This window comes from Pseudoclavibacter sp. RFBB5, assembly GCF_002931555.1.
GTDB lineage: Bacteria > Actinomycetota > Actinomycetes > Actinomycetales > Microbacteriaceae > Pseudoclavibacter.
Genome location: NZ_PSTZ01000005.1, coordinates 231,885 through 257,897, shown reverse-complemented (window position 1 = coordinate 257,897; position 26,013 = coordinate 231,885). Strand labels below are relative to the sequence as shown.

Genomic DNA, 26,013 nt, shown 5'->3' with positions numbered 1-26,013 from the left:
GGTCCATCATGGCGGATCGGCGCGCTCATTGCGGGTAGCAGACATCGAGCGGTTCCGGACTGACCTTCCCGCCGCGCCGCACTTCCACCTCGATGCAGGCCTGGGCGCCCTCCGGTACTCCCGGGATCACGACCCATGTCTCACTTGTCGTCGCGCCGTCCTTGCCGTTCTCTCCGACGGTCCAGTAGTAGACGTCGCCGGGCTGCGGGTCGGGGTTCGACCACGAGAAGGTGACGGCGCCGTCTGGGCTGCGGACGGCGACGGGGGCGACGAGCACGGGAGGGAAGCCACCAGCGTCGATGGACACTGGGGTGGCGGTGGCGCGGCCGATCTCCTCGTCCCCGGGGGTGAGCATCCACGCGGCGGCGGCGGCAACGCCGATGACGACGACGAGGCCGCCCGCGATGAGACCGACGAGCGCGTTCCGCGAGGGCCTGCGCCTGGCGGCCGCCGCGTTGGCCTCGCTGACACCGGCCAGGTCGTCGGCCATCGTCGCCTCGACGCGCGCGTCACCGATCTGCTGGCTTCCGGGTGCGCCCCCGAATGAGGGCGCGATCGGCGCTGGACCGGCGGATGCGTGGCCCGGTGTCGTGATGCGGCGGGCTGTCGTCGGTCCGGAGTCATCGCTCGGCTGCGCGGCCGGGTGCTCGGCGCCCCGGGGCCTCCTGCCGGTCCGTGGGCCGCTGGCCGTCTCGTACCGCGCGGCGAACCCACCTGGCGACTGCTGCGCGGCGACTCGGACGACCGCGCGGGCGGACGTCAGCTCGGCCTTGCTCGCGCGGGCCCCTTCGTGGACCTGCGCGTTGACCAGCGAGACGGGCCGCAGGCTCGTCGCATCCGCATCCCCACCCCCGGTCGCGATGGGAGCGGAGATCGTCATGTTGGGCACGTCGATCGCGGTCGGCGCGTAGTTCAGCTCGAGCTCGACCCGCTGCAGCGCGTACGCGAACTCGACCGCGCTCTGGTAGCGGTGGGCGGGGTTGCGGGCCATCGCCTTGTGGAGCACGCTCACGAGCGACCTGGGGACGTCCCCGCGGTCGATGGGTGAGATGGATCCGCGCTCGATGCGGGAGATGAGGTCGAGCGTTGAGTTCTTCTGCCCCGGGCGTTCGAACGGGGTGTGCCCTGCGACCAGCGAGTAGACGGTCGCGCCGAGCGAGAAGACCTCGCTGCGCACGTCGGGCTTCGGTTCGTCCTCGAACATCTCCGGCGGGGACCAGGGCACCGACAACCCGCCGCCCCCTGCCGGGGCGGACTCGACGAGATCGCCGGCGTCCGCGAGCTCATCGTCGACCGCGGAGGAGATGCCGAAGTCGGTGAGCGCCGGCCAGCCGAAGTCGTTCGTGAGGATGTTCGCTGGCTTCACGTCGCGGTGCAGGATGCCGACGGCGTGTGCGGTCGCGACGGCGCTCGAGATGCGCACCCCCGTGCGCAGCACTTCCTCGACGGGGATCCGCTCTCGCTTGTAGCGTTCGGAGAGGCTGAGGCCCGACGCGAACTCCATCACGAAGTAGGGGCGGCCGTCGCCCGCGACGTCGGCCTGGAAGATCGTGACGATGTAGGGGTGCGACGACATCTGCGCCATGAGGTTGGCCTCGCCGATGAACGCCTGCCTGCTCGTCTCGCCGAGGTCGTCACCGCCCAGCAGCACCTTGACCGCGACGAGTCTTCGCGGGAACTGCTGCTCGTAGAGGAAGACGTCGGAGAAGCCGCCAGAACCTAAGTGCTTTCGGTAGAGGTAGCCAGGAATCTCGGGCGGCTCCGCTGGCGTTCGTCGCGGCCCGGCCACCGTCAGTGGCTCGCCGTCATGGACAGGTTGCGCACGGTCAGGAAGATGCCGCTGCCGAGGTCGATGACCGTGTTCGGCATGACCGCTGTCGGCTCGCCGGCTCGCAGCCGCTGCGGGCCGCGGCCGGGCATGACGACGTCGGTGCCGTTGCGCGAATGCAGGTCGGTGACGACGATGACGCCACCTTCGACGCTCATCAGCACGTGGTTGCGGGAGATATCGGTCGCTCCGGTGAGCTTGACGTGCTGGGGCTCGACACCCCCGGTCTGCTCTGCCCCCATGCTCGGCGCCCTGCCGAGCACAAGCGGACCCGCGAGCCCGACCGTGCCGCCCGTGGACAGCTCGACGACGTAGGCGGGCGCGTTCGGGGCAGTGGGATGCGCGGGCGCATGCGGGCGCGCAGCCGGCGGGGCGGATGGTGCTGTCAGGCGTGGCGCTGCGGGCTCTGCGGCCGGGGCCGCGACTGGCCCTGCCGGCGGTGCGGCCGGCGCAGCGAACGCCGCGCCCCCGCCTTCGGGGTGCGTCTCGAACGACAGCGCCTGCGCGAGCACCGTCTCACCGAGGTCGCCGAGCCCGACCTGGCTGGCACGGTCGCGCCTGAGGTCCTGGATCGATCCTCCGGCGACCGTGAGACCGTCGTGCTCCCCCTGCTCGGGGCGGTCGGTGAGCTCGGGGTGACCGCTTCGGCCTGCCGAGGCGACGTGGTGGGGCGGGAGCGACCCGAGCTGGGTCGCCGCCGGGTCGGGGTGGTCCTGGGATTCTCGGCGCGCGGCGCGGCGCGCAGATGCGGCTTGGCGGATGCGGCTCGCTTCGTCGCTCAGGATCGTGCGGCCGTCATGCTCCCCGATCAGGTCGGCCTGCGCTTCCGCGTCGAGGATCGGCACGGGGAACGTCTGCGCGTCGCGATTCGAGGGGTCCGCGTCCTCGCTCGCCTCGGGCTCCGATGCGCCTTCGGCTGCTGCATCACCGTCGGCGGGCGCGTCACCTTCGGCTGCAGGCTCGGATTCGGATTCGGAGGCGGGCTTGTCGAGCGCGGCCGATTCGTCGCGGGAACGTCCTTCGTCATCTGAGGGAAGCTCGAGGTCGACGGGCAGCTCGAGAATCGTCGCCTCTGGGAACGCCTCGCCGGATTCCGCCTTCGCTGTGTGCGAGCGTGGGGCCCCTTCGAGCTGCGCCTCGAGCGACTGCGAATGCTCCTGCACGGCCTCCCCCGGGCCGACGGTGCCGTCGAGGTCGGGGTCGGCGGTCGTCTCCACGGCCTCGAGGTTCGGGACTGATGCCTCGGCGACCTCGTGGTCGCGGTCCGCGAACAGCAGCTGGATCGGCACCTCGTCGCGTCCGAGCCTGTCGTCCTCGACGGTGACCTCGACGCCGCGCGCGGCCGGGAGCAGGGCTTCGACCCAGGTGAGCGCCTCCCGCGCATTGATGACGGCGGGGCGCATCCCGACCCGTGGCGAGTTCGGCAGCTCGACGACGCGCAGCGGCCCTCGCGCGAGGACCCGCAGGCCGTTCCCGTCGCGGATCAGGTACACGAACGGGGCGACCTCGCTGAGCGGGCCGCCGCCGAGAAGAGCCGCGAGGACGCGGTCGCACGAGAGGGCGCCGTCCGTGAACGCCAGGCGGGCCGCGTCGACGGCTCCCGCGGCCTCAGGGGCGTCAGGGGCGTCAGGGGCGTCGCCAGCGTCGAGCGCCGGGTCCGCGCGCTGCGACGATGCGAGCGGACGCGGGATCAGCAGCGCGTGACGGCGCTGACGAAAGATCACGGGAGCGTGTGCCGTGGCCTCGTGGGGTGCCTCGGTCATCGTTACCTCGGCGTCGTGTCTTCGAAGCTGTCGTCGGCCGGCGGAGCCGCGATCGGCCCCGTCGTCACGGTGGGCGCAGCGGATGCCTGGTCGGCGTTCGCGTATTCGGAGTCGATGACGACGACGCTCACGTTGTCGCGTCCGCCGACCTCGACCGCCGTCTGCACGAGCGTCTCGGCGAGCGTCAGCTCGGGCTCCGGGTCGGAGTGGTACTCGAGCATGACCTGCGAGATCTGCTCGTCGCTGAGCTCCTTCGTGAGCCCATCCGAGCAGACGAGGAACACCTGGTGGCCGTGCACCGGCATGAGCCAGATGTCGGCCTCCACGTCGCTCTCGGAGCCGACGGCGCGGGTGATGACGTTGCGGTCGGGGTGGATGAGCGCGTCGGCGGCCGAGATGAGCCCCATGGCGACCATCTCCTGCACGGCCGAGTGGTCGACGGTGACCTGCACGAGCGCGCGGCCGTTCCAGCCGTACACGCGCGAGTCCCCGACGTTGAAGATCATCCAGTGCAGCAGCTCTGCGCCGAGGTCGGCAAGGTCGACGAGCGCGATGCCGGAGAGCGTCGTGCCCGCGACGGCGCCGGGGCCGTCGGCCTCGGTCACGAGGTCCTGCACCGCACGGTTCGCGCGGTCGATGGTGCGCAGCACGCGATCCGGCGTCGCGGGCTCCTCGACCTGGAACTCCTCGTCGAAGGTCGCGACCACGGTCTGGCTCGCGCGGTCGCCGTAGGCGTGACCGCCCATGCCATCGGCGACGAAGAAGACGGGCATTCGTGCGAGCACGGAGTCCTCGTTGACCTGGCGCACACTTCCGACATCGCTGGCGGCACTCACGCGCAACGCGACGGCTTCCTCCGCGCGCGCGTACGACGAAGCCAGTTCAGTATTCACAAATAGCACCTCTGGAACTCTGCCCGGGTGGCCTGCCCCGAAGGCACACCTTGTACGCGTAGATCGCGCGTGCATCCATTGTGGCATTGCGGCGGCCCTGCTGCGAGACCCGCCGCGACCCCGTCCCGGCCTCACGCCTCTGCGATGACGCTTCCTGCCGGGTCGAGACCGAGTCGTCTGGTCACCCCCAGCCTCCCGAGGAACCGCTCGTCGTGGCTCACGACGAGGAGCGCTCCCCGGTAGTCGCCGAGCGCGCTGACGAGCTGCGCGGTCGATTCCCGGTCGAGGTTGTTGGTCGGCTCGTCCAGCAGCAGGAGCTGGGAGGCGGGGGTCGCGAGGAGGAGCCGAACGAGCGAGACCCGGAAGCGCTCGCCTCCGGAGAGCGAGGACACGGGCCGTTCGACGACGGCCCCGCGCAGCAGGAACCGAGCGAGCTGCGCTCTGAGCTCCTGCACGGAGGTCTCCGGCGCCGCCCGCTGCACGTTGTCCAGCACACTCGCCCCGTCGTCCAGACCGTCGAGGCGCTGGCGCAGGTATCCGACACGGTTGGTGGACGCGGTGACCCACGCTCCCCCGCGCGTGCCGATGCGCGCAGCCCCCTCGGCGCCGTCCGCGTCGGCCGAGGTGGCGATCGCCTCGAGGATCGTCGTCTTGCCCGAGCCGTTCGGACCGGTGAGGGCGATGCGCTCCGGCCCCATGATCACGATCGGCCGCAGCTCGCCCGCGGTATCCGGCAGTTCGAGGGTCGCGAGCCGACGCGACGACGCGACGTCGGGGTCGGGCAGCTGGATGCGGATGCTCGCGTCGTCCCTCACGCGCTCCTCAGCCCGGTCCACGGCGGCACGAGCGTCGGCGAGGCGCGCGTCGTGCTCCCCTCGGAGCTTGCCCGCGGACACCTGGGCGCGCGCCTTCTGCCCGTTCATGAGGATCTTCGGCGCCCGCTTGTTGGCCTGCGCCTTCTTCCCCGCTCGGAGGCTGCTCGCGATCTTCGCCTCCGCTTCTCGACGGTCGCGCTGCTCGGATCTGAGCGTGCCCTCGGCTGAGCGGAGGGCCTGGGCGGCCGCCATTCGCTCGCGTTCGAGCTGCTCGAGGTACGCGCTGTACCCGCCGCCGGTCAGGCTGAGCTCCCCTCGCCGGAGCTCGGCGATCTGGTCGACGTGCTCGAGCAGCTCCTCGTCGTGGCTGGCGATGACGAGCGTTCCACGCCACGATGCGACGAGCTCGGTGAGCCTGTCGCGCGCCTCCCGATCGAGGTTGTTGCTGGGCTCGTCGAGCAGCACGATCGGCGCACCGCCGAGGCGCAGACCGGCGACGGCCACGAGCATGGCCTCGCCGCCGGACAGGCTGCCGACGGTGCGGGTCAGCATCGCCTCGTCGAGACCGAGGCTTCGCAGCTCTGCCTCGGCGCGCATCTCGATGTCCCAGTCATCCCCGAGCACGTCGTACACGGCCGTGTCGATGGAGCCGCCCTCGATGGCGCGCAGGGCCGCGATCTTCTTCTCGACGCCCAAGAGGGCGGTGACGGGGAGGCCAGTATGGAGGGTCAGCTGCTGCGGCAGGTAGGCGACGTCCGCATCCGCCCGGATCGTCCCGCCGCTCGGCGTGAGCGTGCCTGCGAGGAGGCGAAGCAGGGTCGATTTGCCGCTGCCGTTGCGGCCTACGAGGCCGGTCCTCCCCGGTGGGAAGGCGCCCGTGAGCGAGTCGAGTGCCCGCGTCCCGTCGGGCCAGCTCAGGCTGAGGCGCTCGAAGGCGAGTGGGGTGATGGTGTGAGGTGTCGACGTAGACACGATGCTCCCTGGTGGTTCAGTGCGCGCACTGACACCGGAAGCCTCAGAAGGTGGGTTCGACGGTCGTCAGCGCACAGTGTGCGTTACGGGGGCGTCGAGAATCCTCACCGGCCTGCCAATCTGTCGGGAACAGGAACCATCCCAACGTATCCCCGAGCAGGATTGCCGTCAACCGAACCCGAGTGCGGGACCCTTGACCACGCATGCAGAAAGCTGACCACGCATGCAGAAAGCCCGGTTCGAGATGTCTCGAACCGGGCTTTCGTTGGTGATCCCAGCGGGATTCGAACCCGCGCTGCCGCCGTGAGAGGGCGGTGTCCTAGGCCGCTAAACGATGGGACCGTTTTGGCAACTCGGATATTCTGGCACACGGCGCGAAGACAATGCAAGTCCGGTTTCGGGTACGGCGCGTCGCGCGTCGTTCCGCGGGTCCTGTGCGGCCGACCAGACGCGGGTTGCTAGCGTTGTCGCATCGTCGCGCGTCCCACGGAGGCCGCATCTCATCAAGGGGGAACATGCGCCTCACCAAGCTCGAGCACGCCGCGCTTTCGATCGAGAAGAGCGGGTCGCGGCTCTTCATAGATCCGGGCAAGTTCACGACCCCGATCACCGAGGCGGCGGGGACGGTCGCCATCGTCATCACGCACGAGCACGACGACCACTGGACTCCGGAGCAGCTGACCCGCATCCTGGCCAGGAACCCGAAAACCCCGATCTTCACGACGCCCTCGGCGGCCGAGAAGATCCTCGCCGCCGATCTCCCGGACATCGGAGAGGTCATCGACGTCTCCGCTGGCGAATCGGTGCTGGTCGGGGGCTTCGATCTCGCGTTCTTCGGCGGCGAGCATGCCATCATCCACAGCTCGATCCCCCGCATCGAGAACGTCGGCGTGCTCGTCGAGCACGGCGCGCTCTACTACGGGGGCGACGCCTACAGTGCGCCGGAGGGCATCGACATCGACGTGCTGGCTGTGTGCGCGAACGCACCGTGGATGCGCATCGCGGAGTCGATGGACTACATCGAGCGGGTGCGCCCCAAGCGGGTGCTGCCCGTGCACGAGATGCTGCTCGCCAAGGTCGGGAAGTCGCTGGCGACGACTCGGCTCCGCGAGTCGGCGGAGCGCGCAGGTGCACTGCTCGTGGACCTGCAGCCCTTCGAGACGCTCGAACTTGACTGACGGCCGCCGCCCCGCTCGGGACGGGCTCTCGTGAGCTCATCCCCAGCGGGGCAGGCAAGTCCGCTCAGTGCTCGCGGAGCATCTCGATGAGCTCGTCCTTGCGCTTGTCCGAATAGCCCGTGAGGTCGAGCTCCTTCGCGCGCTGCTTGAGGTCCGCGACGGTCCAGTCCTCGTACGATCCGGATTCGCCGCCCTTCTTCCCGACCTCACTCCGCCCCTTCTTGGCGGCGGCGTTCGAGATGCGTGCGGCCTTCTCCTTCGAGTTGCCCTCGTCGCGCAGCTTCTCGTAGAGCTCCTGGTCCTTCAGGCTCGGCTGGTCGTCGGCGTTCGAGTTCTTGGGCATGATCCGCTCCTCTCGCTTCGATCCGGGTCGGGTCGCCTGTTCGGCGTCCGTCGACGTCAGAGGTTCTTGCCGCCCGTGACGGCGATGATCGCTCCGGTCGTGTAGGTGGCGTCGTCGGAGGCCAGGTAGACGTAGGCGCCCGCCAGCTCAGCCGGCTGACCGGCCCGCCCCAGGGGCGTGTCCTGGCCGAAGCTCGCGAGCTTCTCCTCGTCCCAGCCCGTGGCCGGGATGAGGGGCGTCCAGATTGGGCCAGGGGCGACGGCGTTGACGCGGACGCCCTTCGGACCGAACTCCTTCGCCATCGACTCGGTGAGCGACACGAGGGCTGCCTTCGTCATGGCGTAGTCGAACAGGCCGTCGCTCGGCTCGTAGCCCTGCACGGACGACGAGAAGATGACGGATGCGCCCGGCGGCAGGTGCTCTTCCGCGGCTCGAAGCGTGTAGATGGGCGCCTCGAGGTTCGTCTCGATGACGCGACGGATCTCCTCCGTCGGCGTCTCGCCGATGCTCGTCCGGTCGCGCTGGTAGGCGGCGTTGAGGACAAGCAGGTCGATGCCTCCGAAGGCGGCGACCGTCGCGTGCACGATCTCGGAGCAGTACTGCTCGTTCCGGAGGTCACCAGGGAGCAGGAGTCCGGTCTCGCCGGCCTCGTTGATCAGGCGCGCGGTCTCCTGCGCGTCCGCCTCCTCTTCCGGCAGGTACGAGATTGCGACCTTGGCGCCCTCCCGTGCGTAAGCGAGGGCGACGGCGCGACCGATGCCGGAGTCGCCACCGGTGATGAGGGCGCGGCGGCCTTTGAGCCGCCCGTGGCCCGTGTAGCTGCTCTCCCCGTGGTCGGGGGCGGGTGTGGTCTCGGTGGTGAGGCCGGGCTGCTGCTGCTCCTGGCCGGGGAAGCCGGAGTCGCTGAAGCGGTTTCTGGGGTCGGTGAGTGCGGTCATCGTTCGCCTCCGTCTGATCGGTGGTTCGTGGTGATCGTGGTCTGGCATCGACGCGGCGGTTCGCGGCGCAATGTACCGACGACGCTAGGGATCGAACGTTGACGTTCCCTGATCAGCAGGTGCGTGCGCGCTCAGTGCGGCGCGCGTCACCGGGTGCGTCGCACGCTGGACGCGACCAGGGCGGCGCATCCGCTCGCCACGACGGCGACGGTCACGAGCAGGGAGGTCATGCCGAACGTCGGTGCCAGCGCGGAGAGGATGGCGGGGAGGGCGAAGCCGATGTAGGTGAGCGCGTAGTACAGGCCGGTGATGCCCGCCAGGTTGCGGCTCCCCGCCATCGCCTGCACCTCCACGAGGCCGGTGAGCATGCAGATGCCGTACGCCCCACCGAGGAGGACGCCGGCCGCGCACGCGAGCAGCGGAGACTGGACGGCGACGTTGGCGGCGACGATGAGGGCCCCAACGGCGAGGAGTCCGAGGCCGACCGAGCCGGAGGCGCCGCCGACGCGCGCGGCGATGCGCGGCACGCTGGGCTGGATGAGGAACCCGACCGTGAGCGTGACGAGCGTGAGGAGGGCGGCGAACGCTATCTCGAGTCCCCCGAGCCGCTCGACGACGATGGCCGGCGAGACGGCGAACGCGAGCGCGGGAGCCGCGAAGACCCACGGTGCCATCGGCAGGATGACCGTGAGGAAGCGACGACGGTGCTCGGGCGTGATAGCCACGTCGACGATCGGTCGAGGCGGCCGATCCTCACCCGATCGAAGGGACCGCGGGCCGGCGGTCTCGGCTCCGCGCGCGATCGCGATGGCGGCGATGGCCGTGAGCGCGAGCTGCACGACGTACGGGGTCACGGTGGGCCAGGGAGCCCACTGCGCGAGGAGGCCGGCGACGACGGCGCCGAGGAGGAATCCGCCGGTGATGGTGAGCGAGGCGCGCCTCGCCGCGATGGCGGGTGCCACGGTTCCGCTCGAGAGCTCGCGGATCCAGGTCGTGCCGACGACCATCGCGAAGGCCACCGAGACGCCGGACAAGAGGCGCCCGACCATCATCGCGGTCGGGCTCGCGCTGCCGAGGGCGAGCACAACCGCGGCGACGACGCTCAGCGTCACCGAGGCGATCATGACCGGCTTGCGGCCGAAGCGGTCGGAGAGGGAGCCTGCGATGAGGAAGCCGGGGATGAGGCCCAGGATGTAGGCGCCGAAGAAGAGGTCGACCTGCAGCGCCGAGTAGCCCTCGACCTTGCGGTAGAGGAGCAGGAGCGGCGTGAACTGGTTGCCGCCCCAGGCCATCATGAGGACAGCGGGGGCCGCGGCGATCCAGGCCCGCTCGCGTCGTGGCGCGGGCGACGGGGACGCCGCGCTCACCCCTTGAGCACCTTCATCGTGAAGTGGGAGGTGACGCGGTGGACGCCGGGGAGCCGCCAGATCTTCTCGCGCAGCAGCTTCTCGAAGCTCTCGAGGTCGGCGACCTCGACGCGGAACGCGTAGTCGGGCGAGCCGAACATGCGGCGCACCTCGGTCACCTCGGTGAGCTCGACGGCCTGCGACTCGAACGCCTCCACCGTGGAGTGCGCCTGACTCGTGAGGTCGACGTCGATGAGCACCTTGAAGGCCCGCCCCACCTTGTCCGGGTTGACCTCGGCGTGATAGCCGAGCAGCACGCCGTCCTCCTCCAAGCGCCGCACGCGGCGCAGGCAGGGCGCCGGCGTCAGCCCCACGCGCTGCGCGAGTTCGGCGTTCGTGAGTCGGGCGTTCGCTTGCAGTTCGCGCAGGATTGCGCGATCGATGGTGTCCACACTTGATTATTGCCGAATCTGACGCCGCAAGGCTCCAATTCGCTCTCGGCATGCGCGCCCGACGTGCCAAGATCTCCGCATGACCACCCCAGACGCCGAAGCGCGCGACGCCGCGCCCCCTAGGCCCGCCGCGACGAGGCCTCGGGATGCGCGTGCGCTGGGCATGCGCGCAGGCACGGGCAGGGCCGCGAACGCGGGAGCAGGAGGGAATGAGCGCGCGAACGCTGCCGCGAGCCCGGATCCGAGCCTGACCGCGACACTGGCCCCAACCCTGGCGGCCCCATCGACCCGCGGCGCGCGCATCCGAGCTGGACTCCGCGACTCGCTCGCGGCGGGCCTCGGCGTGGTGCCGCTCGGGGTGGCCTTCGGGGTGCTGGTCATGCAGGCTGGGCTGCCCTGGTGGGTCGCGCCGTCGCTGTCGGTGTTCGTCTACGCGGGGTCGATCGAGCTCCTGCTCGTGGGCCTCATCGCGGCGGGAACACCGATCGCGACGATGGCGCTCACGACCTTCTTCGTCAACTTCCGGCACGTGTTCTACGCGTTCTCGTTCCCGCTGCACCTCGTGCGCGGGCGCCTCGCCCGCCTCTACTCGATCTGGGCGATGACCGATGAGGCCTACGCGATCGTGACACCCATCCCTCCCGCGCAGCGCTCCGCGACTCGCCTCCTCACCCTGCAGCTCGCCCTCCAGGCCTACTGGGTCGGCGGGGGCCTGGCCGGCGTGGCGCTGGCAAGCATCCTCCCCGGCGAGATCAAGGGCCTCGAGTTCTCGCTGTGTGCGCTCTTCACGGTGCTGGCTCTTGACGCGATCCGCTGCCGCGAGGATGTGCCGTCGCTGCTCATCGCCGGTTTGAGCGTCTCGCTGGGGCTGCTCTTCGTGCCGGACGCTCCGCTCTTCGCGGCGCTCATCCTCTTCGCCGTGGCGCTCGCGGTGCGCGCGCTGTTGGCCGCGAGGCGCGACCGCGGGGAGGCGCAGGTGAGCGATGTCTGACGTGTGGTGGTTCGTCGGGGCGCTCGCCGTCTGCGGTGGCATCACGTTCGCGCTGCGCGCGGTGCCGTTCGCGGCGCTCAAGCCGTTGCGCGATTCGAAGACGGTGCAGCGGCTTGCCGTGTGGATGCCCGCGGGGATCCTCGCGATCCTCGCGGTGGTCACCTTCAGCGATTTCGCCGTCGAGCCGCGCACATCCTTGTGGGCGGCGATTGCGCTTGCCGTGACGATCGGCGTGCACCTGGGGTTCGGGCGCAGGACACTGCTCAGCGTCGGGCTCGGGACGGCAACCTTCGTCGTGCTCGTGAACCTCTTCTAGACGATCACCCGCACGGCCGGCGCTCGCGCTCGCGCCCCTGAGCCATCTCGACGGCCCGCTTCACCTCCACCCCTGATGCACCTCGGCCCCTGCCTCACCGCGGCTCTTGCTTCACCGCGGCCCTGTGGGCTTCCAGCAGCGCGACTCGCGGACGTCGTACCCGGTGGCTGCCCTACCTGGCGGCCATCATGCGTGGCGCCGTCGTTGCTGGCGGCCGTCTCACCTGGCAGCGCTGTGGCGTCGTCGCAGCCAGCTGAAGGCGATGACCGAGATGGTCGCGTAGCCGGCGAAGAAGAGCAGCATGCCGAGGTCGTCCATCTCGTACCGGACGCTCTCGCCGCCGAGCACGAGGCGGTTCATGGTGAGCCACCCGAGGTGGGCGCCGATGCTCGTCCAGACGGTGGCGGATGCGGTGGCGTCGCGCGCGCAGATCAGGAGGTATCCGAAGGCGGTGAGCATCGTGTAGTAGACGATGGGGTCCTCGCCCGCCGGCGCCAGCAGGACCTCGTCGCCCGTCCCGCGAGCTGCTGCGAGGGCACCTTGGAGCGTGATGGCCAGAATCGGGACGACGAGGAACGTCGCGATGTTGAGGAGGGCTGCCGGGGCGGGCGGGAAGGCATCGCGGAGGTTCGTGAGCGCGTAGCCGCGGATCGCGAGTTCCTCCGGGACGGCTTCGAGGAGGAGCGCGACGACGGTGTTGGTGGCGAGGAACCCGAGGAGTCGCACGGGGTCGATGGCGATGAGGCTCACGACGCCGGTGACCTCGAGCGCCAGGAGCATGGCGAGGCCGGCGGCGACGAGGGTGCCGAGGCCGAGGGCGAACCCGGAGGCGTCGGCCCGGAGGCCCGTGAGCCCGATGCCGGCGAGCGATCGGCGATCCCACCGACGCCGAAGGAGCAGGATGACGCCGACGACGATGAGCGTGACGCAGCACGCCACGAGCACTCGGGATCCGAACCCGCTCGCGGCGGTCGCGTCGACCCCGAAGAGGAACGACGAGACCTCGGTGGAGACCACGAGGCCGGTCGCCATGACGGCGGCAGCCACCAGGGCTCGAGCGGTTGCGACCCCTCGGCCGAGGGTCGCAACTCGCCGCCGTCCGTGCTCTGCGCCTGCCATGCCGCCTCCCCCAGCTTGCGGCCAGTGTATTGGTCGCGACGTCGCATCACGGGCGGGGGCACGAGGGCCGAGTCGTTGGCGTCGGTCGTGAACTGGTTCGAGCGCGTGGGTCGTGGCCGGGCGCCGGCCGGGTCGTGAGCGCGGGCTGACTAGAGCGGCTGGCGCGAGTCGTAATTGGACTGCAGTGGGCGCGCCCGGTAGCCGTCCCGCATCATGACGACGAGGGTGGCTGCCACCCCGGCTGCAGCGATGAGGGCGACGATGATCCCGATGACGATGAGCGGGCTGAGTTCCATGGGCCACCTCCGTGATGGTGCGCGAGTCGTGCGGATGGGCACATCCAATCGCTGTATTGGTCTGGCCGTCGCGGTCCACTTCGCGCATACTGGATCCATGGAGTCAACGTCTGGTTCTCGTATCTCTGCCCGCACCCTGCTGTCGTTGGCGGGTGAGCTGCGCGACGATTCGGCGGCGTACGAGGCTCTGGCCGAGCGCATCCGCCTGCTGATCGTCGACGGGCGCATTCCGGTCGGCACTCGCCTGCCGTCCGAGCGGGAGCTTGCGGTGCAGTCCGGCCGGAGCCGCACGACGATCGTGGCCGCGTATCAGTCGCTGCGCGACAGCGGGCACGTGCTGAGCCGCCAGGGGTCCGGGAGTCGTGTGACGCTCCCCCGGCTCGGTCGGCAGGACTACCGTCCGACTGGGGAGGGTGAGAACTTCGGCGTGGACTTCGCGCGGGCGGTGCCGCCACCGGTCGAGGGGCTCGCGGAGATCATCGCGGACGCGTCGAGCTCGATGCCGCTCGCGCTCGCGGCCCCGGGTTTCGACCTCCTGGGAACGCTGTCGCTGCGGTCGGCTATCGCGGACCGGTACACGGCGCGGGGTCTTCCGACGACGGCAGACCAGATCATCGTGACGATGGGTGCGCAGCACGCGATCTCGTTGACGGCGCACACGCTGCTCACGCGGTCGGACGTGGTGCTCGTGGAGTCGCCCACGTATCCGCACGCCTACGAGGCGATGCGGCGGGCGGGCGCACGGCTCATCGCGACTCCGGTCACGACGGGCGGGTGGGAGATCGATCATCTGGTCGAGACGATCGAGCGCATGCGTCCGGCGCTCGCGTACCTGATCCCGGACTTCCATAATCCGACGGGGGCGTCGATGCGGCCCGAGGATCGCGTGCGCGTGACGGAGGCGGCGCGTGCGGCTGGCACGATTCTGATCGTGGACGAGACGACCGCTGACCTGTCCATCGACCGGCCGTGGGACGACGGCCCCTTTGCGCGCCACGCGCGGGGGGCGTCGCCGTTCTCCGGTTCGGGGGTCGTGACGGTCGGGTCGCTGAGCAAGGCCGCTTGGGCTGGCCTGCGCATCGGCTGGATCCGGGCCGATGCGGCCCTGATTCGCCGGTTCGTGCAGGCGCGCCCCGCGGGTGATCTTGGGACGCCGCAGATCGAGCAGCTTCTTGCGGAGCGGATCGTGCGGGCCCTGCCCGAGCTGCTGCCGCGGCGCCGCGAGCAGATGCGTCGCCACCGGGACGCACTGCATGAGGCGCTGAGCTTGCATCTGCCGGAGTGGCACGTGCCTCTGCCTGATGGTGGCTTGTCGATGTGGGTGCATCTCGCGCAGTCGGCGAGCTCCGCCATGACGTCGCTGTCGGAGGCGCGCGGGTTGGCGCTGGTCGCTGGGCCGAAGTTCTCGATCGATGGGAGCCTGGAGCGGTTCCTGCGGGTGCCGTTCACGGCGCCGATCGCTGACCTGGAGGCGGGCACTCGGATGCTTGCTGATGCGTGGGCGCAGCTGTCGGTTCGTGACGTCCGGACGATGGCGGATACGCGTCTTCCTGAGATGGTGTAGTCCATGGCTCTCTTCATCAGCGACATCGACGGCACCTTGCTGAGCGCGCAGCGGACTCTTTCGTCCAGGACGATCGAGGCGATCTCGGCGGTTCGGGCCGCCGGCCACCACTTCGTGCTCTGTTCGTCGAGGCCCCCCGAGTCGATGAGGGTGCTCGAGCGCCTGTACGGCGGTATCGGGTCGCCTTTGGTGGCGTACAACGGCGGGCTGGTGCTCTCGGGGAGCGGTGAGGTGCAGCATGATGTGCCGATCGCGCCCGCGGATGCGCGGTTCGTCGCCGATCACTGCGAGGCGTCCGGGTTGCATGCGAGTTTCTTCGCCGGTGAGCACTGGTACGCCTGGAACGAGGACGAGTGGACCGAGCGGGAGCGCACGCACACGTGGGTGCACCCGGAGGCGACTTCGGCGTTGGAGTTCGTCGCGTCTGGGGAGGTGGATGCGACTCCTCCGCACAAGATCATGTGCATGGGTGCTCCGGCGCTGGTGGATGCGCTTGAGGTGGCGCTTGGTGCGCGTTCCGGTGTTGTGAGCTACCGGTCGAAGGACACCTACTTGGAGATCGCGAACGCGGACTGTTCGAAGGGCACTGGCCTGCTTGCTGTTGCGCAGCAGCTGGGGGTTGGTTCCGAGGACCTGTATTACTTCGGCGACAACTACAACGATCTGCCGGCGTTCGAGGTGGTCGGCCATCCGATCGCGGTGGCGAACGCGCGGGCCGAGGCGCTCGCGGTGGTCGAGTCGGTGATTCCGAGCAACATTGACGATGGGGTTGCGGTCTTCCTCGAGGAGTGGCTCGGGGCGTGGCTCGAGGCGCAGATTGATGCGGCGCGACCAGTCCACTGACCCCCGAGTGGACCGCGACACGCCCGGGCGGATGCGATTGGATTGCAATATCCGGCATCCGCCGGCAGATCACGGAGGTGGACCCATGGAACTTCTTGTTATTGGTATCGGGGTTGTGGCGGTTGTCGCCTTCGCCGCTGAGACTGTCCGCGCTGTCCGCAAGGACGGCTATGCGCAGCGCCCCACGCGCTTCGGCTACAACACTCGTCAGCCGCAGCTCTAGTCGCGCTGCTGCACGCCGCTCCTTCCGAGCGGAATTGGACAGCAACCGGTGCCGCCCTGGTCTTCGTGATCTCGGCGGCACTTTCGCGTTTCGGCGCCGACCTTTCGATGTTCCGCGCCAGGCCCGCGGAGAACTGAGCCTGCCACACGGGAGGCTTCAGGGTCCTCGGTTGATCAGGGCCTTCGCTTGATCACGGTCATCGGCTGGTCAGGGTCCTCGGTTGATCAAGGTCTTCGGTTGAACACGGTCATCGGCTGGTCAGGGTCCTCGACTGGTTGAGGTCCTCGGTTGATCAGAGTCATCGGTTGGTCAAGGTCATCGGCTGGTCAGGGTCTTCGGTTCATCAGGGTCTTCGGTTGATCAGGGTCTTCGGTTGATTGCGGGGCGTGCGGTTGGGACGCTGCTGGTGGTGTAGCTGCCGCGGCGGGCGGTTCTGCGTGGGGCGTGATGTCCGAGGGCGGGGACGACGTGCCAGCGTCCGCTGCTGCCGTTGCCGTTGCTGTTGTTGCCGTTGCGTCCGTTGCTGCCGTTGTTGCCGTTGGTGAGGACGAGCCGTCCCCGGTGGACTTCGTGGTGGTGGAAGGAGCAGAGCAGGATGCCGTGTTTCGCGTCGGTGGGTCCGCCTTCGCTCCAGGGCTGCGCGTGGTGCACTTCGCACCAGCGCACGGGTGCGCTGCAGCCGGGGGCCCGGCATTGCCGGTCTCGGATCGCGATGGCTCGGCGTTGGGCGGTGGTGAAGAGTCGCTGCTTGCGGCCGAGGTCGAGGATCTCCCCGGCGCTGCTGCGGGTCGCGACGCGGATGAAGCTGTCGCACATCAGCTGCGCGGCGACGCTCGGCGGGATGGGTTCCCCGGTGCGCTCCAGGTGGGGGACGTCTTCGGGACGTTCCGCTGTTCCGACGATGCCGGCTTCGGTGGTCACGATGATGACGGTGGGGGCTTCCCCGCCGGTTCTGGGCGCGTCTGGTGACTCGGCGTAGGCGCGGACGAGCATCGTGAGCGCGTCGATCCGCTGCTGCTCGATCGACCGCGGATCCACGAGCGGAACCTCAACGTCGAGGTCAGCGTCCCCGCCCACGTCCCTCTCCTCGCCGGGGATTCCGCCTCCGGTTCCCACTCCGGCTCGGCCGCGGCTGTCGCTGTCGCTGAGCGCGTTGATTACGCCACCAAAGCTGTGGCCGTCGCTGTCGGTAGTTGACGGGAATCCATCCGGACCGAGGGCTGGGGCGAGGGGTTCCCCGCACTCGGACGCCGCCGGGAACTCCACCCTGCGCCGCGGCGAGAGCAGCGCATCGAACACCGACAGCAGCTGCTCGCCCTGCTCGGGCGTCGCCACGAACTTCCCGGTGACCGCGCCGTCGCTGCGCCGGGAGATCCACAGCCCGCGTTCCTCGGCGATCTTGTCGGCCCGCGGCTCGTCACCGTCCGGGTCCAGGTACGACACCCACGTCGCCGCCTGCACCTCCAGCACCTTCGGCACGGCTGGTTGTTCGTCTTCCGGGTTCACCCCGCACGCCGACGCGACCAGCTCCATTTCGGCCCGCTCGAGCTCGCCGACGCCCACGCGGTTCCCGGTTTGGTCCAGGCCCTTCGTGATCGCCGACGCCTGCGCGATCGACATGACCGCTGACCCGACCGCTTTCGATACGGCCGGATACTTCGCCGGGATCGGCTCGCCCGTGACGCTCAGCCGCTCCCGCGTCGCCGCCGCCACCCGCACCAGCGTGCTCGCCTCGAACGGCCGCACCGCAAGCACCTGCTCCACCATCGCCGTCAGGTTCCGAAACCCCGACTTCCGCGCCACCGACTCCGCACGCGGCGACTCATCCTCCCGCCGCAGCAACTCCCCAGCGACCTCCACCAACGCCGCATCCAACACACGCCGACGAGCCGCCAACTCCCGCAACGCGACCACGATCTCCGCATCCGGAAACCCCGCCAACTGACACCGCGCCTCGAGCAGCGCATCGACCACAGCCGTCTCCACTGACGACTGGCGATGCGACTCCTGCTCGAACTTCGATGCCACGATAACCTCCCCCAAGATCACCACCAGCGTAGCACTGGACCGCACCAGAAACCAGTCGTTGACCAGGGATTGTGGAAGAACATCGAAACTAGTTTCGACACCATTCGCGCTCACGGATATCCCCTGATGGCAAGAGTGATTCCTTCGGAAGACAGGCGATCTCGGTTGCTCCTGCGCCCCAGCAATCGCGCGCGACCTACGCTGACGGGATGACCTTCACGCCGCGAGTTGTCGCCCACGAGGCGCTCACGCGTGCCGACCTCGCGGCCCTGCGGACGCTCTTCGATCGCGAGTACCTCGACGAGCACGGGCCGTGGGATCCCGACCACCCATACGGCTACGCGGCGGCTTCCATGCACGCCATCGTCCACGACGCGGCCGGGACTGTCGTGGCGCACGTCGGATTTCAGCCCCGAGAGATCACGGTCGGCGAGTCCAGCGTTCTCGTCGCGGGCACGGGAGGAGTCCTCGTCGACGCCCGCTTCCGCGACAGAGGGCTGGGCGACCTGGCCATGTCGGCCGCTCAAGCAGCCATGCGAGCCAACCTGGACCTTGAGTACGGCTACCTCGGTTGCCGAGAGGAGGTCGTCCCGTTCTACGAGCGCACCGGCTGGCACCGCATCCGCGTGACAGAGCAGAGCGTCTCGCGCGCGCCCGCGACGAGACGCACGCCCACGCCGGACGGCACGCCAACGCCGAGCGGAACTGCTGCGCCACGCGGCATTCCCGAGACGAGCGCGACTCCCGAGACGAGCGGCATGTCCACGCCGGACGGCACTCCCGCGATGAGTGGCACGCCTTCGACGAGCGGCACTCCCGAGACGATCCTCGAGCACGGCGCACCCGTGCTCATCTACCCGCTCCGAGGCGACGTCTACGCCTGGCCCGGTCGATCTGCGGGGCCGACCCTGGTGAGTGCGCGCGAACTCGAGAGCTGAGCGTCCTCCGCGTCAGAACGTTCGGACTCCCCCAGCCAGGGAGCCGTGATAGAAGCACGCTCGGGCCCCCTCAGCCTGGCGGGCCGTGACGGCACCGTGCTCGGCTGCGTCCGCCGCCGCCCCGCGACCGCCGACCAACGGCTGACGGCTGTCGGTTAGCTAGGACGACGACCTCGGCCCTTCGCCGGCATCCCCCGCCGCCTGCGCCTCGAGTTCGCGGAGGCGCTTGAGCCGTGCCCAGGGCACGAACCCGATCCACATGACGGATGCGATGGCTGCGCCCATGATCATCGACGAGATATCCATGTCATCCACCCTACGAACTGCGCCTGGGCCACCGCATCGGCTGCACGACGGACGTCACCCTGGCCTGCTGATGGACCCGCGCGGTCCGAAGGCCACGCGGTAATCGCTCGATCGCCTCGCCACCAACGTCACCGGCTCAGCTGAGCACCGCACGACCGCCGCACGCTCACCGCACCCAGCCCGCACCGCCCGGTCACCCTGCACAGAGGACTCCGGTCACCGCGAACCCCGCCAGGACTTCGGTCACCGCAGACACCGCCAGGTCATCCGCGAACCCCGCCAGGCCGCCCGCAAATGCCTCCCGGCCATCCCATCAACACCACCCAGCGCCGCACCTCCCCTACTCGCCGCCCCACCGCCGGTCGCTGCGGTCAAGGAGCACGTAGACCGTGCGGATGAACGCGACGAACGCCCCGACCCCGCACACGCCGCTGACGGCGATGGACGCCCACAGCACGACGCCGAGCGTCTCCTGGTGATCCGTGCCGACGGCGAGCTGCGTGGAGGCGAGCGTCGAGACGACCCCGCTGAGCACCCCGATGAGGAGGAACACGGTCCACCACATGAACGACGTCGCCGCCGACCCGTCTGCGGCTGATCTGAAGGTGCGCTGGTGGTGCGGGGTCATGCGTCCAGTCTGCCGATCTGGTGCAGCCGATGAATCCCCGGAGACCCACGCGAGACCTGGGTCGTCGCGCAGTCGTGGCGCGCCGCCGCGTGCGAGGATGACCGCATGTCGCGCACCCCGACCGAGCTCCTGAGTCCTGCCGATCAGGAGCGCCGTCGCAGCCTTCGGGTCATGAAGGCGGTCGCCCTGGGTGCCCTGCTGTTCATGGCGGTCGTGTTCGTCGTCGCGTTCGCGCTGCAGCGCGACGTGCCCGCGTTCGCCTATGTGCGCGCCGCGGCCGAGGGCGGCATGGTCGGCGCCCTCGCCGACTGGTTCGCGGTGACGGCCCTGTTCCGGCATCCGCTCGGCATCCCGATCCCGCACACAGCGATCATCCCGAAGCGGAAGGACGAGATCGGCAGGACCCTCGGCGAGTTCGTCGAGACCGAGTTCCTGCGCGGCGACGTGGTGCGCGCGAAGCTGCAGGCCACGTCGATCGCGTCTCGCCTCGGCGAGTGGATCGAGCAGCCGGAGCATGCCGAGCGCATCGCCTCGGAGGCGTCGATCATGGCGACCGGCGTGCTCGAGGCCCTCAGCGACGACGATGTGCAGGGCCTCATCGAGGATCTCGCCCGCGAGCACCTCGTGGAGCCGCAGTGGGCGCCGCCCCTCGGCGAGTGGATGTCGCGTGTCGTCGCGACGGGCGCGCACCGGGGTGCCGTCGACCTCGCCGCCGACAGCGCCGCCGCGTGGCTGGCCGCGAACCAGTCCGCGTTCGACGGCCTCGTCTCGAAGCGCCTCCCCTCATGGGTGCCGTCGGTTGCGACGAGGCTCGTCGACACCACCGCCTACAACGAGGCCGTGAAGTTCGTGGCCGCCGTGCGGGCCGACGACGCGCATCCGGCCCGCGCCGCCATCGACGGCTACCTCGCGCGCCTCTCGGACCAGCTGCAGCACGACCCCGAGCTCATCGCCCGCTTCGAGGGCGCCAAGGGGAACATCTTCGACAGCCCGCGCATGCGCGAGCTGGCCGCCGAGGCGTGGAACGCCGCGAAGAGCGGACTCCTGCGCTCACTCGCCGACCCCGAGAGCACCCTGCGCACGCGCGTCACGGCGGCGCTCGTCGACATCGGCCAGCGGTTGACGACGGATGCGCAGCTGCAGCAGCGCGTGAACACGTGGGTCATCGACGCGGCCGTGTTCCTCGTCGACCGGTATCGGCACGAGATCTCGTCGATCATCTCGGACACCGTCGCGAGCTGGGATGCCGAGGAGACGAGCGAGAAGATCGAGCTCATGGTGGGCCGCGACCTGCAGTACATCCGCCTCAACGGCACGATCGTCGGGGCGCTCGCCGGCGTCACGATCTTCACGGTCGCGCATGCCTTCCTGGGCTGAGCACGAGCACGAGCACCACCCGACCGCGCCCCGCCCCCGCCGCCCAGCGAAGCGGCCTCAGCGTGGCCCCGTCGACTATCCGTACAGCTGCCGGTACCGGCGCTGAGCCGCGGGATGCAGCTCGATGGGGGTCGTGTCGATGAGGTTCGACGCCGTGAGGTACTGCACGCCGAGCGAGCCATCTGGAACGAGCTGTGCGGCATCCCGGATCAGCACGTCGACCAGGGCCCGGGCGACGTCGTCAGGCAGGTCGGGGCGCGCGAGCAGGTAGTTGGAGACGCCGATGGCCGGCACCGCCTCATCGCTCCCGTAGGTGCTCGCCGGCACCGCCGTGAGCGTGTAGACACCGGGATGCTCCGCTTCGAGGGACTCGAGCGCGCTCGTGAGGTCGAGCAGATCGACCGCCGCGTCGAGGTCCTGCACCGCCGGCAGCGGCAACCCGCCTGACCAGAAGATCGCGTCGACGGTGTCAGCCTCGATCGCGGCGATGGCCTCGTCGAGGTACAGCTCGGACACCACGGCGGCCTGGTCCCCGTCGAGGAGGCCGAGGGAGTCGAGCACACGCCTGGCGGTCAGCGCCGCCCCGGACTGCGGCGCCCCGACCGAGACCCGCCGCCCCGCGAGGTCTTCCACGCCACCGACCGGCCCATCCTTGCGCACGAAGCACTGCAGGTAGTTCTGGTAGACGCGTCCGATCGCGACCTTGTTCTGCGCGTCGGTCGCGGCCGCGTCGGCGAGCACGATGGCCAGCTCGGCGTCTCGCGCCTGCAGCAGGGCGAGGTTGGCGACGCTGCCGCCCGTCGTCACGACCTCGAGCCCCGTCGTGCCGGTCCTGCCGAGTGCGTCGCGGAGCAGCTCGCCGAACTGCACATAGGTGCCGCCCTGCTCACCGCACGCCATGCGGATGCGCGTGGGCGCCTGCCCGAGCGAGCACCCGGCGAGCGAGAGGGTCGCGGCCGCCGCCGCGCCTGCGCCCAGCAGGAAACCACGCCTCGTGACGCTCACCACGTGCGCACCAGACGCACTCGTGCCCGGAGCCCACCCTCGGGCGCCCGGTCGTAGCTGACCGAGGCCCGGTTGGCCCTCGCGAGCTCCCCGACGATCGCGAGGCCGAGCCCCGTGCCCGGCTTCGCCCGATGGTCGGGCGAGCGCCAGAACCTCGTGCCGAGCTGCGCGAGCTCGTCGTCGCGAACCCCGGGCCCGTCGTCGCTGATCTCGAGAAGCGCGTGCCCGGCTGCGCCCTCGAACTCGTCGAAACCCTCGTATCCGTCGAAGCCCTCGTGTCCGTCGAAGCCCTCAAGACCGTCCTGCGCGTCGGAAGCCCCGTCGCCCGTGGCGCCGCTGAAGCCTCCACGCTCCGCAGGCTGGCGCGACCCCGGCCCGCCGGCCAGACTCTGCCCGTGCAGCTTCGCCTGCACCGACCCCGACGTCTGCACCGCCTCGCCCCCGTGCTCGGGACCTTCCAGGACGAACCCCATCGTGACCGTCGCCCCGCCCCCCGCGTACTTTCTCGCGTTGTCGAGGAGCGTCTCGACGATCTCCTCGAGGTCGCTCTTGCGACAGACCACGCGCACCTCGCGCTCGTCGACGACGCGCAGCCGCATCCCTTCGTCGCGGAACCGCTCCTCGTGGGGCGCCGCGAGCATGGCCGCGGACGTGACGTGCTCGCGGGCGGCCCCGTCGGCGAACCCCGTCCTCCGCCCGCTGGCCTCCGCCGTCGCGCGATGCTCAGCGTTCGCGAGCACGAGCATCCGGTCGACGACGTGCTCCAGACGGTCCAGGTCGCCACCGACCGCCTCCAGCTCGGCCTCATCGGCGTCGTCTCGGGGCAGGGCGTCGATGCGAAGGCGGATCGCCGCGAGCGGATTGCGCAGCTGGTGGGAGGCCTCCGCGACGAACCCGCGCTGCTGTTCGAGTGCGTCCTCGACACCCCTCGACATGCGGGCGAACGACGAGGACAGGCGCCGCAGCTCGAGCGGTCCGGTCGCCGCAGCCAGGTCCGGCTCTCGCTGCTCCGCGAGCGCGTTGGCGGCGGCGTCGAGCGCGCGGACGGGCCGCAGCACCCAGCTCGTCCAGAACTGCGACGCCGCGAAGAGCAGCAGCAGGAGCAGGACGCCGGCGAGCGCGACAAGCGCCCACCACCCCGTAATCTCGGCTTTCGCCTCCGCCTGGTTCACCTCGAGCAGCACTGCGCCCGATGCCGCGCTCGAGCCGTTCGCGAACGGCTCCGCGACGAGGTGCGTGTCATCGCTCCACGGGTAGATGGTCGGAATGGAGCGCTGGGGCACCGTGCGCGACGCGGCGAGCACCAGCGACGCGGCCCGCGCATCCAGGTCGACGTCGCCGGTCGAGGCGACGAGCGCGCCCTCGCTGTCGACGACCATCGCAGATTCGCCGTAGACGTCGGCGAAACGGTCCAGGTAGCGGATGAGGCCGGCGGCGTCGTCGCTCGCGACCGCCGTCTCGGCGCGCTGCACGATCTGGTCCATGGATGTGGCCCGCTGCAGGGTGAGCTGCTGGGTTCGGTTCACGGCGATGCCCTCGCTCGCGGGGATGATGATGGCGATCACCGTGAGCAGGCCGAAGAGCATGAGGGGCAGCAACACCTGCAGCCTCATCGCGCCGGCTTCGTCTCGAGCCGGTAGCCGAAGCCGCGGATCGTCGTGATCGCGACAGCCGGGAGCTTCTGGCGCAGCTGCGCGAGGTGCACGTCGAAGGACCGCGAGGTCGCCGCGTAGGCATCGCCCCACACCTGGTCGAGCAGCTCCTGCCTGCTGACAGCGCGGCCGACGCGCTTCGCGAGCACAGCGAGCAGCTCGAACTCGGTCGGCGTCAGCGACACCTCGTCGTCGCCGACCGCGACGCGGCGGGAGAGGAGCTCGATGCGGGCCTCGCCGACGTGCACCACCTCTGGCTCGGCCGTCGGGGCTCGACGTCTGGCGACGGCGTCGATGCGGGCGAGCAGCTCGTGCATGCGCACGGGCTTCACGAGGTAGTCGTCGGCGCCGAGCCCGAGGGCGCGCACCGTGGAACGCTCGTCGCCGCGAGCCGTGACCACGATGACGGGCACCTGGCTGACCTGACGCAGACGCCTGAGCACCTCGAGCCCGTCCATGTCCTCGAGGCCGAGGTCGAGCAGCACGAGGTCGACGTCGCGGTGCGTGAGGAGCACGTCGCTGCCCCGGGCGACCTGCTGGCAGGCGTGATCGGCGCGCCCGAGCACGGCCGCGAGGGCGGCGGAGACGGACGCGTCATCCTCGGCGACGAGCACACGCATGCCCCAATGGTAGGCGCGCACCCACGGTGGCCGCCGACACGGGCGAGCGAACGGCACGCACGTAAAGGGAATGTAAGGATCCGCCCGCCGCCCCTTGCGCGCTGTCGAGAGTGGTGCAGTACACCCACACCGAGGTGGGGCCGGGGCTCCACCCCGCGGTCAGCAGCAGATCAACGACGATGGAGAAGTCAATGACGACGACACAGCAGCCGGGCAGCCTTCGCCGCTCGGTTTCCAACACCCTGAAGGGCTCGGCCGGCAACCTCGTCGAGTGGTACGACGTCTACGTCTACTCGGTCTTCGCCTCCTACTTCGAGTTCCAGTTCTTCGATTCCGAGGACAAGAACTCGCAGATCTACATCTGGGCGATCTTCGCCGTCACGTTCCTGATGCGTCCCATCGGCGCCTGGTTCTTCGGGCGCTTCGCGGACAGGCATGGGCGCCGCCTGGCCCTCACCGTCTCCGTGTCGATCATGGCCGGCTGCTCGTTCATCATCGCGCTCACCCCGTCGGCCGAGGTCATCGGTGCGGGTGCGGCGATCATCCTGATCATGTGCCGCCTCGTGCAGGGCTTCGCGACGGGCGGCGAGTACGGCACGAGCGCGACGTACATGTCGGAGGCCGCCATCCGCGGACGCCGCGGCTTCCTGTCGTCGTTCCACTACGTGACGCTCGTCGGTGGGCACGTGCTCGCGCAGGCCACGCTGCTCGTCATGGTCCTGTCCATGCCGACCGAGGCGATCTCCGAGTGGGGCTGGCGCATCGCGTTCGGCATCGGCGGCGTCGCAGCCATCGTCGTCTTCTACCTGCGCCGCACGATGGACGAGTCGCTCAGCGAGTCGGCCATCGAGTCCGTCAAGGACGGCACGTCGCGCTCCTCCGGCTCGATGAAGGAGCTCATCCTGCACCAGTGGCGCCCGCTCCTCCTCTGCTTCCTCATCACGATGGGCGGCACGGTCGCGTTCTACACCTACTCGGTCACGGGCCCCGGCATCGTGAAGAAGGCGTTCGCAGGCGACGACGTCGTCTCCGGCACGATCCTGAACCTCATCGCGCTCACCGTGCTCATGCTGCTGCAGCCCATCGGCGGCTGGCTCTCCGACATCGTCGGCCGCAAGACGCTCCTCGTGTTCTTCGGCGCAGGCGGTGTGCTGTACACCTGGTTCCTGCTCACGTACCTGCCGCAGCAGACCAACGAGCTCGCCGCGTTCGGCATCCTCGTCGGCGGCTTCGTGATCCTCACCGGCTACACGTCCATCAACGCCGTCGTGAAGGCAGAGCTGTTCCCGACGCACATCCGCGCTCTCGGCGTCGGCTTCGGCTACGCCATGGCGAACTCGCTGTTCGGCGGCACCGCGCCGCTGCTCTACACGGCGGCGGGCGAAGCCCAGCAGGTGCCGCTCTTCATCATCTACGTCACCATCGCCATCGCCGCGTCCCTCGTGGTGTACGTGTTCTTCCTCAACAACAAGGGCGTGAACTGGCTCGACGATGAGAAGGCCATGCGCGCCAAGGACGACGAGCGGGACGCCAAGCGCGAGGACCGCGAGGTCGCCGGCATCCGCTGATCTCAACGGTT

General features: G+C 69.8%; 25 protein-coding genes and 1 tRNA gene. 9 read left to right on the top strand and 17 right to left on the bottom strand.

Translation table 11 applies throughout. From position 1 onward, the window contains the following. Positions 1–25: 25 nt before the first annotated feature. From C5B97_RS06240 to C5B97_RS06220, 5 genes are all read right to left on the bottom strand, one after another. Positions 26–1,789 (bottom strand): serine/threonine-protein kinase, encoded by a 1,764-nt coding sequence (locus C5B97_RS06240; protein ID WP_181026924.1) that lies wholly within the window; start codon positions 1,787–1,789, stop codon positions 26–28. 2 nt (positions 1,790–1,791) lie between these two features. Further along, positions 1,792–3,591: an FHA domain-containing protein gene (locus C5B97_RS18190; protein ID WP_258068021.1), complete on the bottom strand. Its 1,800-nt coding sequence runs from the start codon at positions 3,589–3,591 to the stop codon at positions 1,792–1,794. Between the two features lie 2 nt (positions 3,592–3,593). Then, a complete protein-coding gene (locus C5B97_RS06230) occupies positions 3,594–4,484 on the bottom strand; it encodes a PP2C family serine/threonine-protein phosphatase (RefSeq protein ID WP_244296311.1) in 891 nt (296 codons plus the stop codon). 131 nt (positions 4,485–4,615) lie between these two features. Then, positions 4,616–6,271 carry an ABC-F family ATP-binding cassette domain-containing protein gene (locus C5B97_RS06225; protein WP_104311252.1) on the bottom strand — a complete coding sequence of 552 codons (1,656 nt, stop codon included), beginning with the start codon at positions 6,269–6,271 and terminating at the stop codon, positions 4,616–4,618. 266 nt (positions 6,272–6,537) lie between these two features. Then, a tRNA-Glu gene (locus C5B97_RS06220) sits at positions 6,538–6,613 on the bottom strand. A gap of 173 nt (positions 6,614–6,786) precedes the next feature. On the opposite strand from C5B97_RS06220, the gene C5B97_RS06215 reads away from it, so the two are divergent. Continuing rightward, complete coding sequence (locus tag C5B97_RS06215; RefSeq protein ID WP_104311251.1) at positions 6,787–7,449, top strand: MBL fold metallo-hydrolase; 663 nt, start codon at positions 6,787–6,789, stop codon at positions 7,447–7,449. 64 nt (positions 7,450–7,513) lie between these two features. On the opposite strand, the gene C5B97_RS06210 is transcribed toward C5B97_RS06215, so the two are convergent. From C5B97_RS06210 to C5B97_RS06195, 4 genes are all read right to left on the bottom strand, one after another. Then, on the bottom strand, positions 7,514–7,792 hold the full coding sequence (locus C5B97_RS06210) for a Rho termination factor N-terminal domain-containing protein (RefSeq protein WP_104311250.1): 279 nt from the start codon (positions 7,790–7,792) through the stop codon (positions 7,514–7,516). Between the two features lie 56 nt (positions 7,793–7,848). Next, complete coding sequence (locus tag C5B97_RS06205) at positions 7,849–8,730, bottom strand: SDR family oxidoreductase (protein ID WP_104311249.1); 882 nt, start codon at positions 8,728–8,730, stop codon at positions 7,849–7,851. A 146-nt stretch (positions 8,731–8,876) separates the two neighbouring features. Beyond that, entirely contained in the window at positions 8,877–10,097 is a 1,221-nt protein-coding gene (locus tag C5B97_RS06200) for an MFS transporter (protein WP_104311248.1), read from the bottom strand. Next, complete coding sequence (locus tag C5B97_RS06195; protein WP_104311247.1) at positions 10,094–10,528, bottom strand: Lrp/AsnC family transcriptional regulator; 435 nt, start codon at positions 10,526–10,528, stop codon at positions 10,094–10,096. The genes C5B97_RS06200 and C5B97_RS06195 overlap by 4 nt, the downstream gene beginning before the upstream one ends. 79 nt (positions 10,529–10,607) lie before the next feature. Between C5B97_RS06195 and C5B97_RS06190 the strand changes: the two genes are divergently transcribed. Continuing rightward, positions 10,608–11,519 carry an AzlC family ABC transporter permease gene (locus C5B97_RS06190; RefSeq protein WP_258068019.1) on the top strand — a complete coding sequence of 304 codons (912 nt, stop codon included), beginning with the start codon at positions 10,608–10,610 and terminating at the stop codon, positions 11,517–11,519. Next, complete coding sequence (locus C5B97_RS06185; protein ID WP_104311245.1) at positions 11,512–11,835, top strand: branched-chain amino acid transporter permease; 324 nt, start codon at positions 11,512–11,514, stop codon at positions 11,833–11,835. Before C5B97_RS06190 ends, C5B97_RS06185 begins: the two co-directional genes overlap by 8 nt. Positions 11,836–12,054: 219 nt before the next feature. Here the strand turns inward: C5B97_RS06185 and C5B97_RS06180 are convergent, their stop codons facing one another. Both C5B97_RS06180 and C5B97_RS17900 read right to left on the bottom strand, forming a co-directional pair. Next, positions 12,055–12,954, bottom strand: a complete 900-nt coding sequence (locus tag C5B97_RS06180) for a CPBP family glutamic-type intramembrane protease (protein ID WP_146080746.1) — start codon at positions 12,952–12,954, stop codon at positions 12,055–12,057. A gap of 149 nt (positions 12,955–13,103) precedes the next feature. Then, on the bottom strand, positions 13,104–13,250 hold the full coding sequence (locus tag C5B97_RS17900) for a hypothetical protein (protein WP_181026923.1): 147 nt from the start codon (positions 13,248–13,250) through the stop codon (positions 13,104–13,106). 97 nt (positions 13,251–13,347) lie between these two features. Here C5B97_RS17900 and C5B97_RS06175 point away from each other — a divergent pair, with 97 nt between their 5' ends. From C5B97_RS06175 to C5B97_RS17895, 3 genes are all read left to right on the top strand, one after another. After that, a complete protein-coding gene (locus C5B97_RS06175) occupies positions 13,348–14,814 on the top strand; it encodes a PLP-dependent aminotransferase family protein (RefSeq protein WP_104311243.1) in 1,467 nt (488 codons plus the stop codon). A 3-nt stretch (positions 14,815–14,817) separates the two neighbouring features. Beyond that, positions 14,818–15,657 carry a Cof-type HAD-IIB family hydrolase gene (locus tag C5B97_RS06170; RefSeq protein ID WP_104311242.1) on the top strand — a complete coding sequence of 280 codons (840 nt, stop codon included), beginning with the start codon at positions 14,818–14,820 and terminating at the stop codon, positions 15,655–15,657. 85 nt (positions 15,658–15,742) lie between these two features. Beyond that, a complete protein-coding gene (locus tag C5B97_RS17895) occupies positions 15,743–15,880 on the top strand; it encodes a hypothetical protein (protein WP_181026922.1) in 138 nt (45 codons plus the stop codon). A gap of 360 nt (positions 15,881–16,240) precedes the next feature. Here C5B97_RS17895 and C5B97_RS06165 read toward each other — a convergent pair whose 3' ends face one another. After that, complete coding sequence (locus tag C5B97_RS06165) at positions 16,241–17,740, bottom strand: HNH endonuclease signature motif containing protein (protein ID WP_258068041.1); 1,500 nt, start codon at positions 17,738–17,740, stop codon at positions 16,241–16,243. A 377-nt stretch (positions 17,741–18,117) separates the two neighbouring features. Between C5B97_RS06165 and C5B97_RS06160 the strand changes: the two genes are divergently transcribed. Continuing rightward, positions 18,118–18,846 carry a GNAT family N-acetyltransferase gene (locus C5B97_RS06160; protein WP_104311240.1) on the top strand — a complete coding sequence of 243 codons (729 nt, stop codon included), beginning with the start codon at positions 18,118–18,120 and terminating at the stop codon, positions 18,844–18,846. A 159-nt stretch (positions 18,847–19,005) separates the two neighbouring features. On the opposite strand, the gene C5B97_RS17890 is transcribed toward C5B97_RS06160, so the two are convergent. Together C5B97_RS17890 and C5B97_RS06155 are read right to left on the bottom strand one after the other, a co-directional pair. Next, positions 19,006–19,152: a hypothetical protein gene (locus C5B97_RS17890; RefSeq protein ID WP_181026920.1), complete on the bottom strand. Its 147-nt coding sequence runs from the start codon at positions 19,150–19,152 to the stop codon at positions 19,006–19,008. Positions 19,153–19,492: 340 nt separating this feature from the next. Further along, positions 19,493–19,780, bottom strand: coding sequence for a hypothetical protein (locus C5B97_RS06155; RefSeq protein WP_104311239.1), 288 nt, complete (start codon positions 19,778–19,780; stop codon positions 19,493–19,495). 105 nt (positions 19,781–19,885) lie between these two features. Here C5B97_RS06155 and C5B97_RS06150 point away from each other — a divergent pair, with 105 nt between their 5' ends. Beyond that, complete coding sequence (locus tag C5B97_RS06150) at positions 19,886–21,157, top strand: DUF445 domain-containing protein (RefSeq protein ID WP_104311238.1); 1,272 nt, start codon at positions 19,886–19,888, stop codon at positions 21,155–21,157. A gap of 75 nt (positions 21,158–21,232) precedes the next feature. On the opposite strand, the gene C5B97_RS06145 is transcribed toward C5B97_RS06150, so the two are convergent. The 3 genes from C5B97_RS06145 to C5B97_RS06135 are packed head-to-tail and all read right to left on the bottom strand — an operon-like array spanning position 21,233 to position 24,434. Continuing rightward, positions 21,233–22,162: a TAXI family TRAP transporter solute-binding subunit gene (locus C5B97_RS06145; RefSeq protein ID WP_181026919.1), complete on the bottom strand. Its 930-nt coding sequence runs from the start codon at positions 22,160–22,162 to the stop codon at positions 21,233–21,235. Next, entirely contained in the window at positions 22,159–23,775 is a 1,617-nt protein-coding gene (locus C5B97_RS06140) for a HAMP domain-containing sensor histidine kinase (protein WP_104311236.1), read from the bottom strand. The genes C5B97_RS06145 and C5B97_RS06140 overlap by 4 nt, the downstream gene beginning before the upstream one ends. Then, complete coding sequence (locus C5B97_RS06135) at positions 23,772–24,434, bottom strand: response regulator transcription factor (protein ID WP_104311235.1); 663 nt, start codon at positions 24,432–24,434, stop codon at positions 23,772–23,774. Before C5B97_RS06135 ends, C5B97_RS06140 begins: the two co-directional genes overlap by 4 nt. A 191-nt stretch (positions 24,435–24,625) precedes the next feature. Here C5B97_RS06135 and C5B97_RS06130 point away from each other — a divergent pair, with 191 nt between their 5' ends. Beyond that, positions 24,626–26,002: an MFS transporter gene (locus tag C5B97_RS06130; RefSeq protein ID WP_258068017.1), complete on the top strand. Its 1,377-nt coding sequence runs from the start codon at positions 24,626–24,628 to the stop codon at positions 26,000–26,002. Positions 26,003–26,013 lie beyond the last annotated feature (11 nt).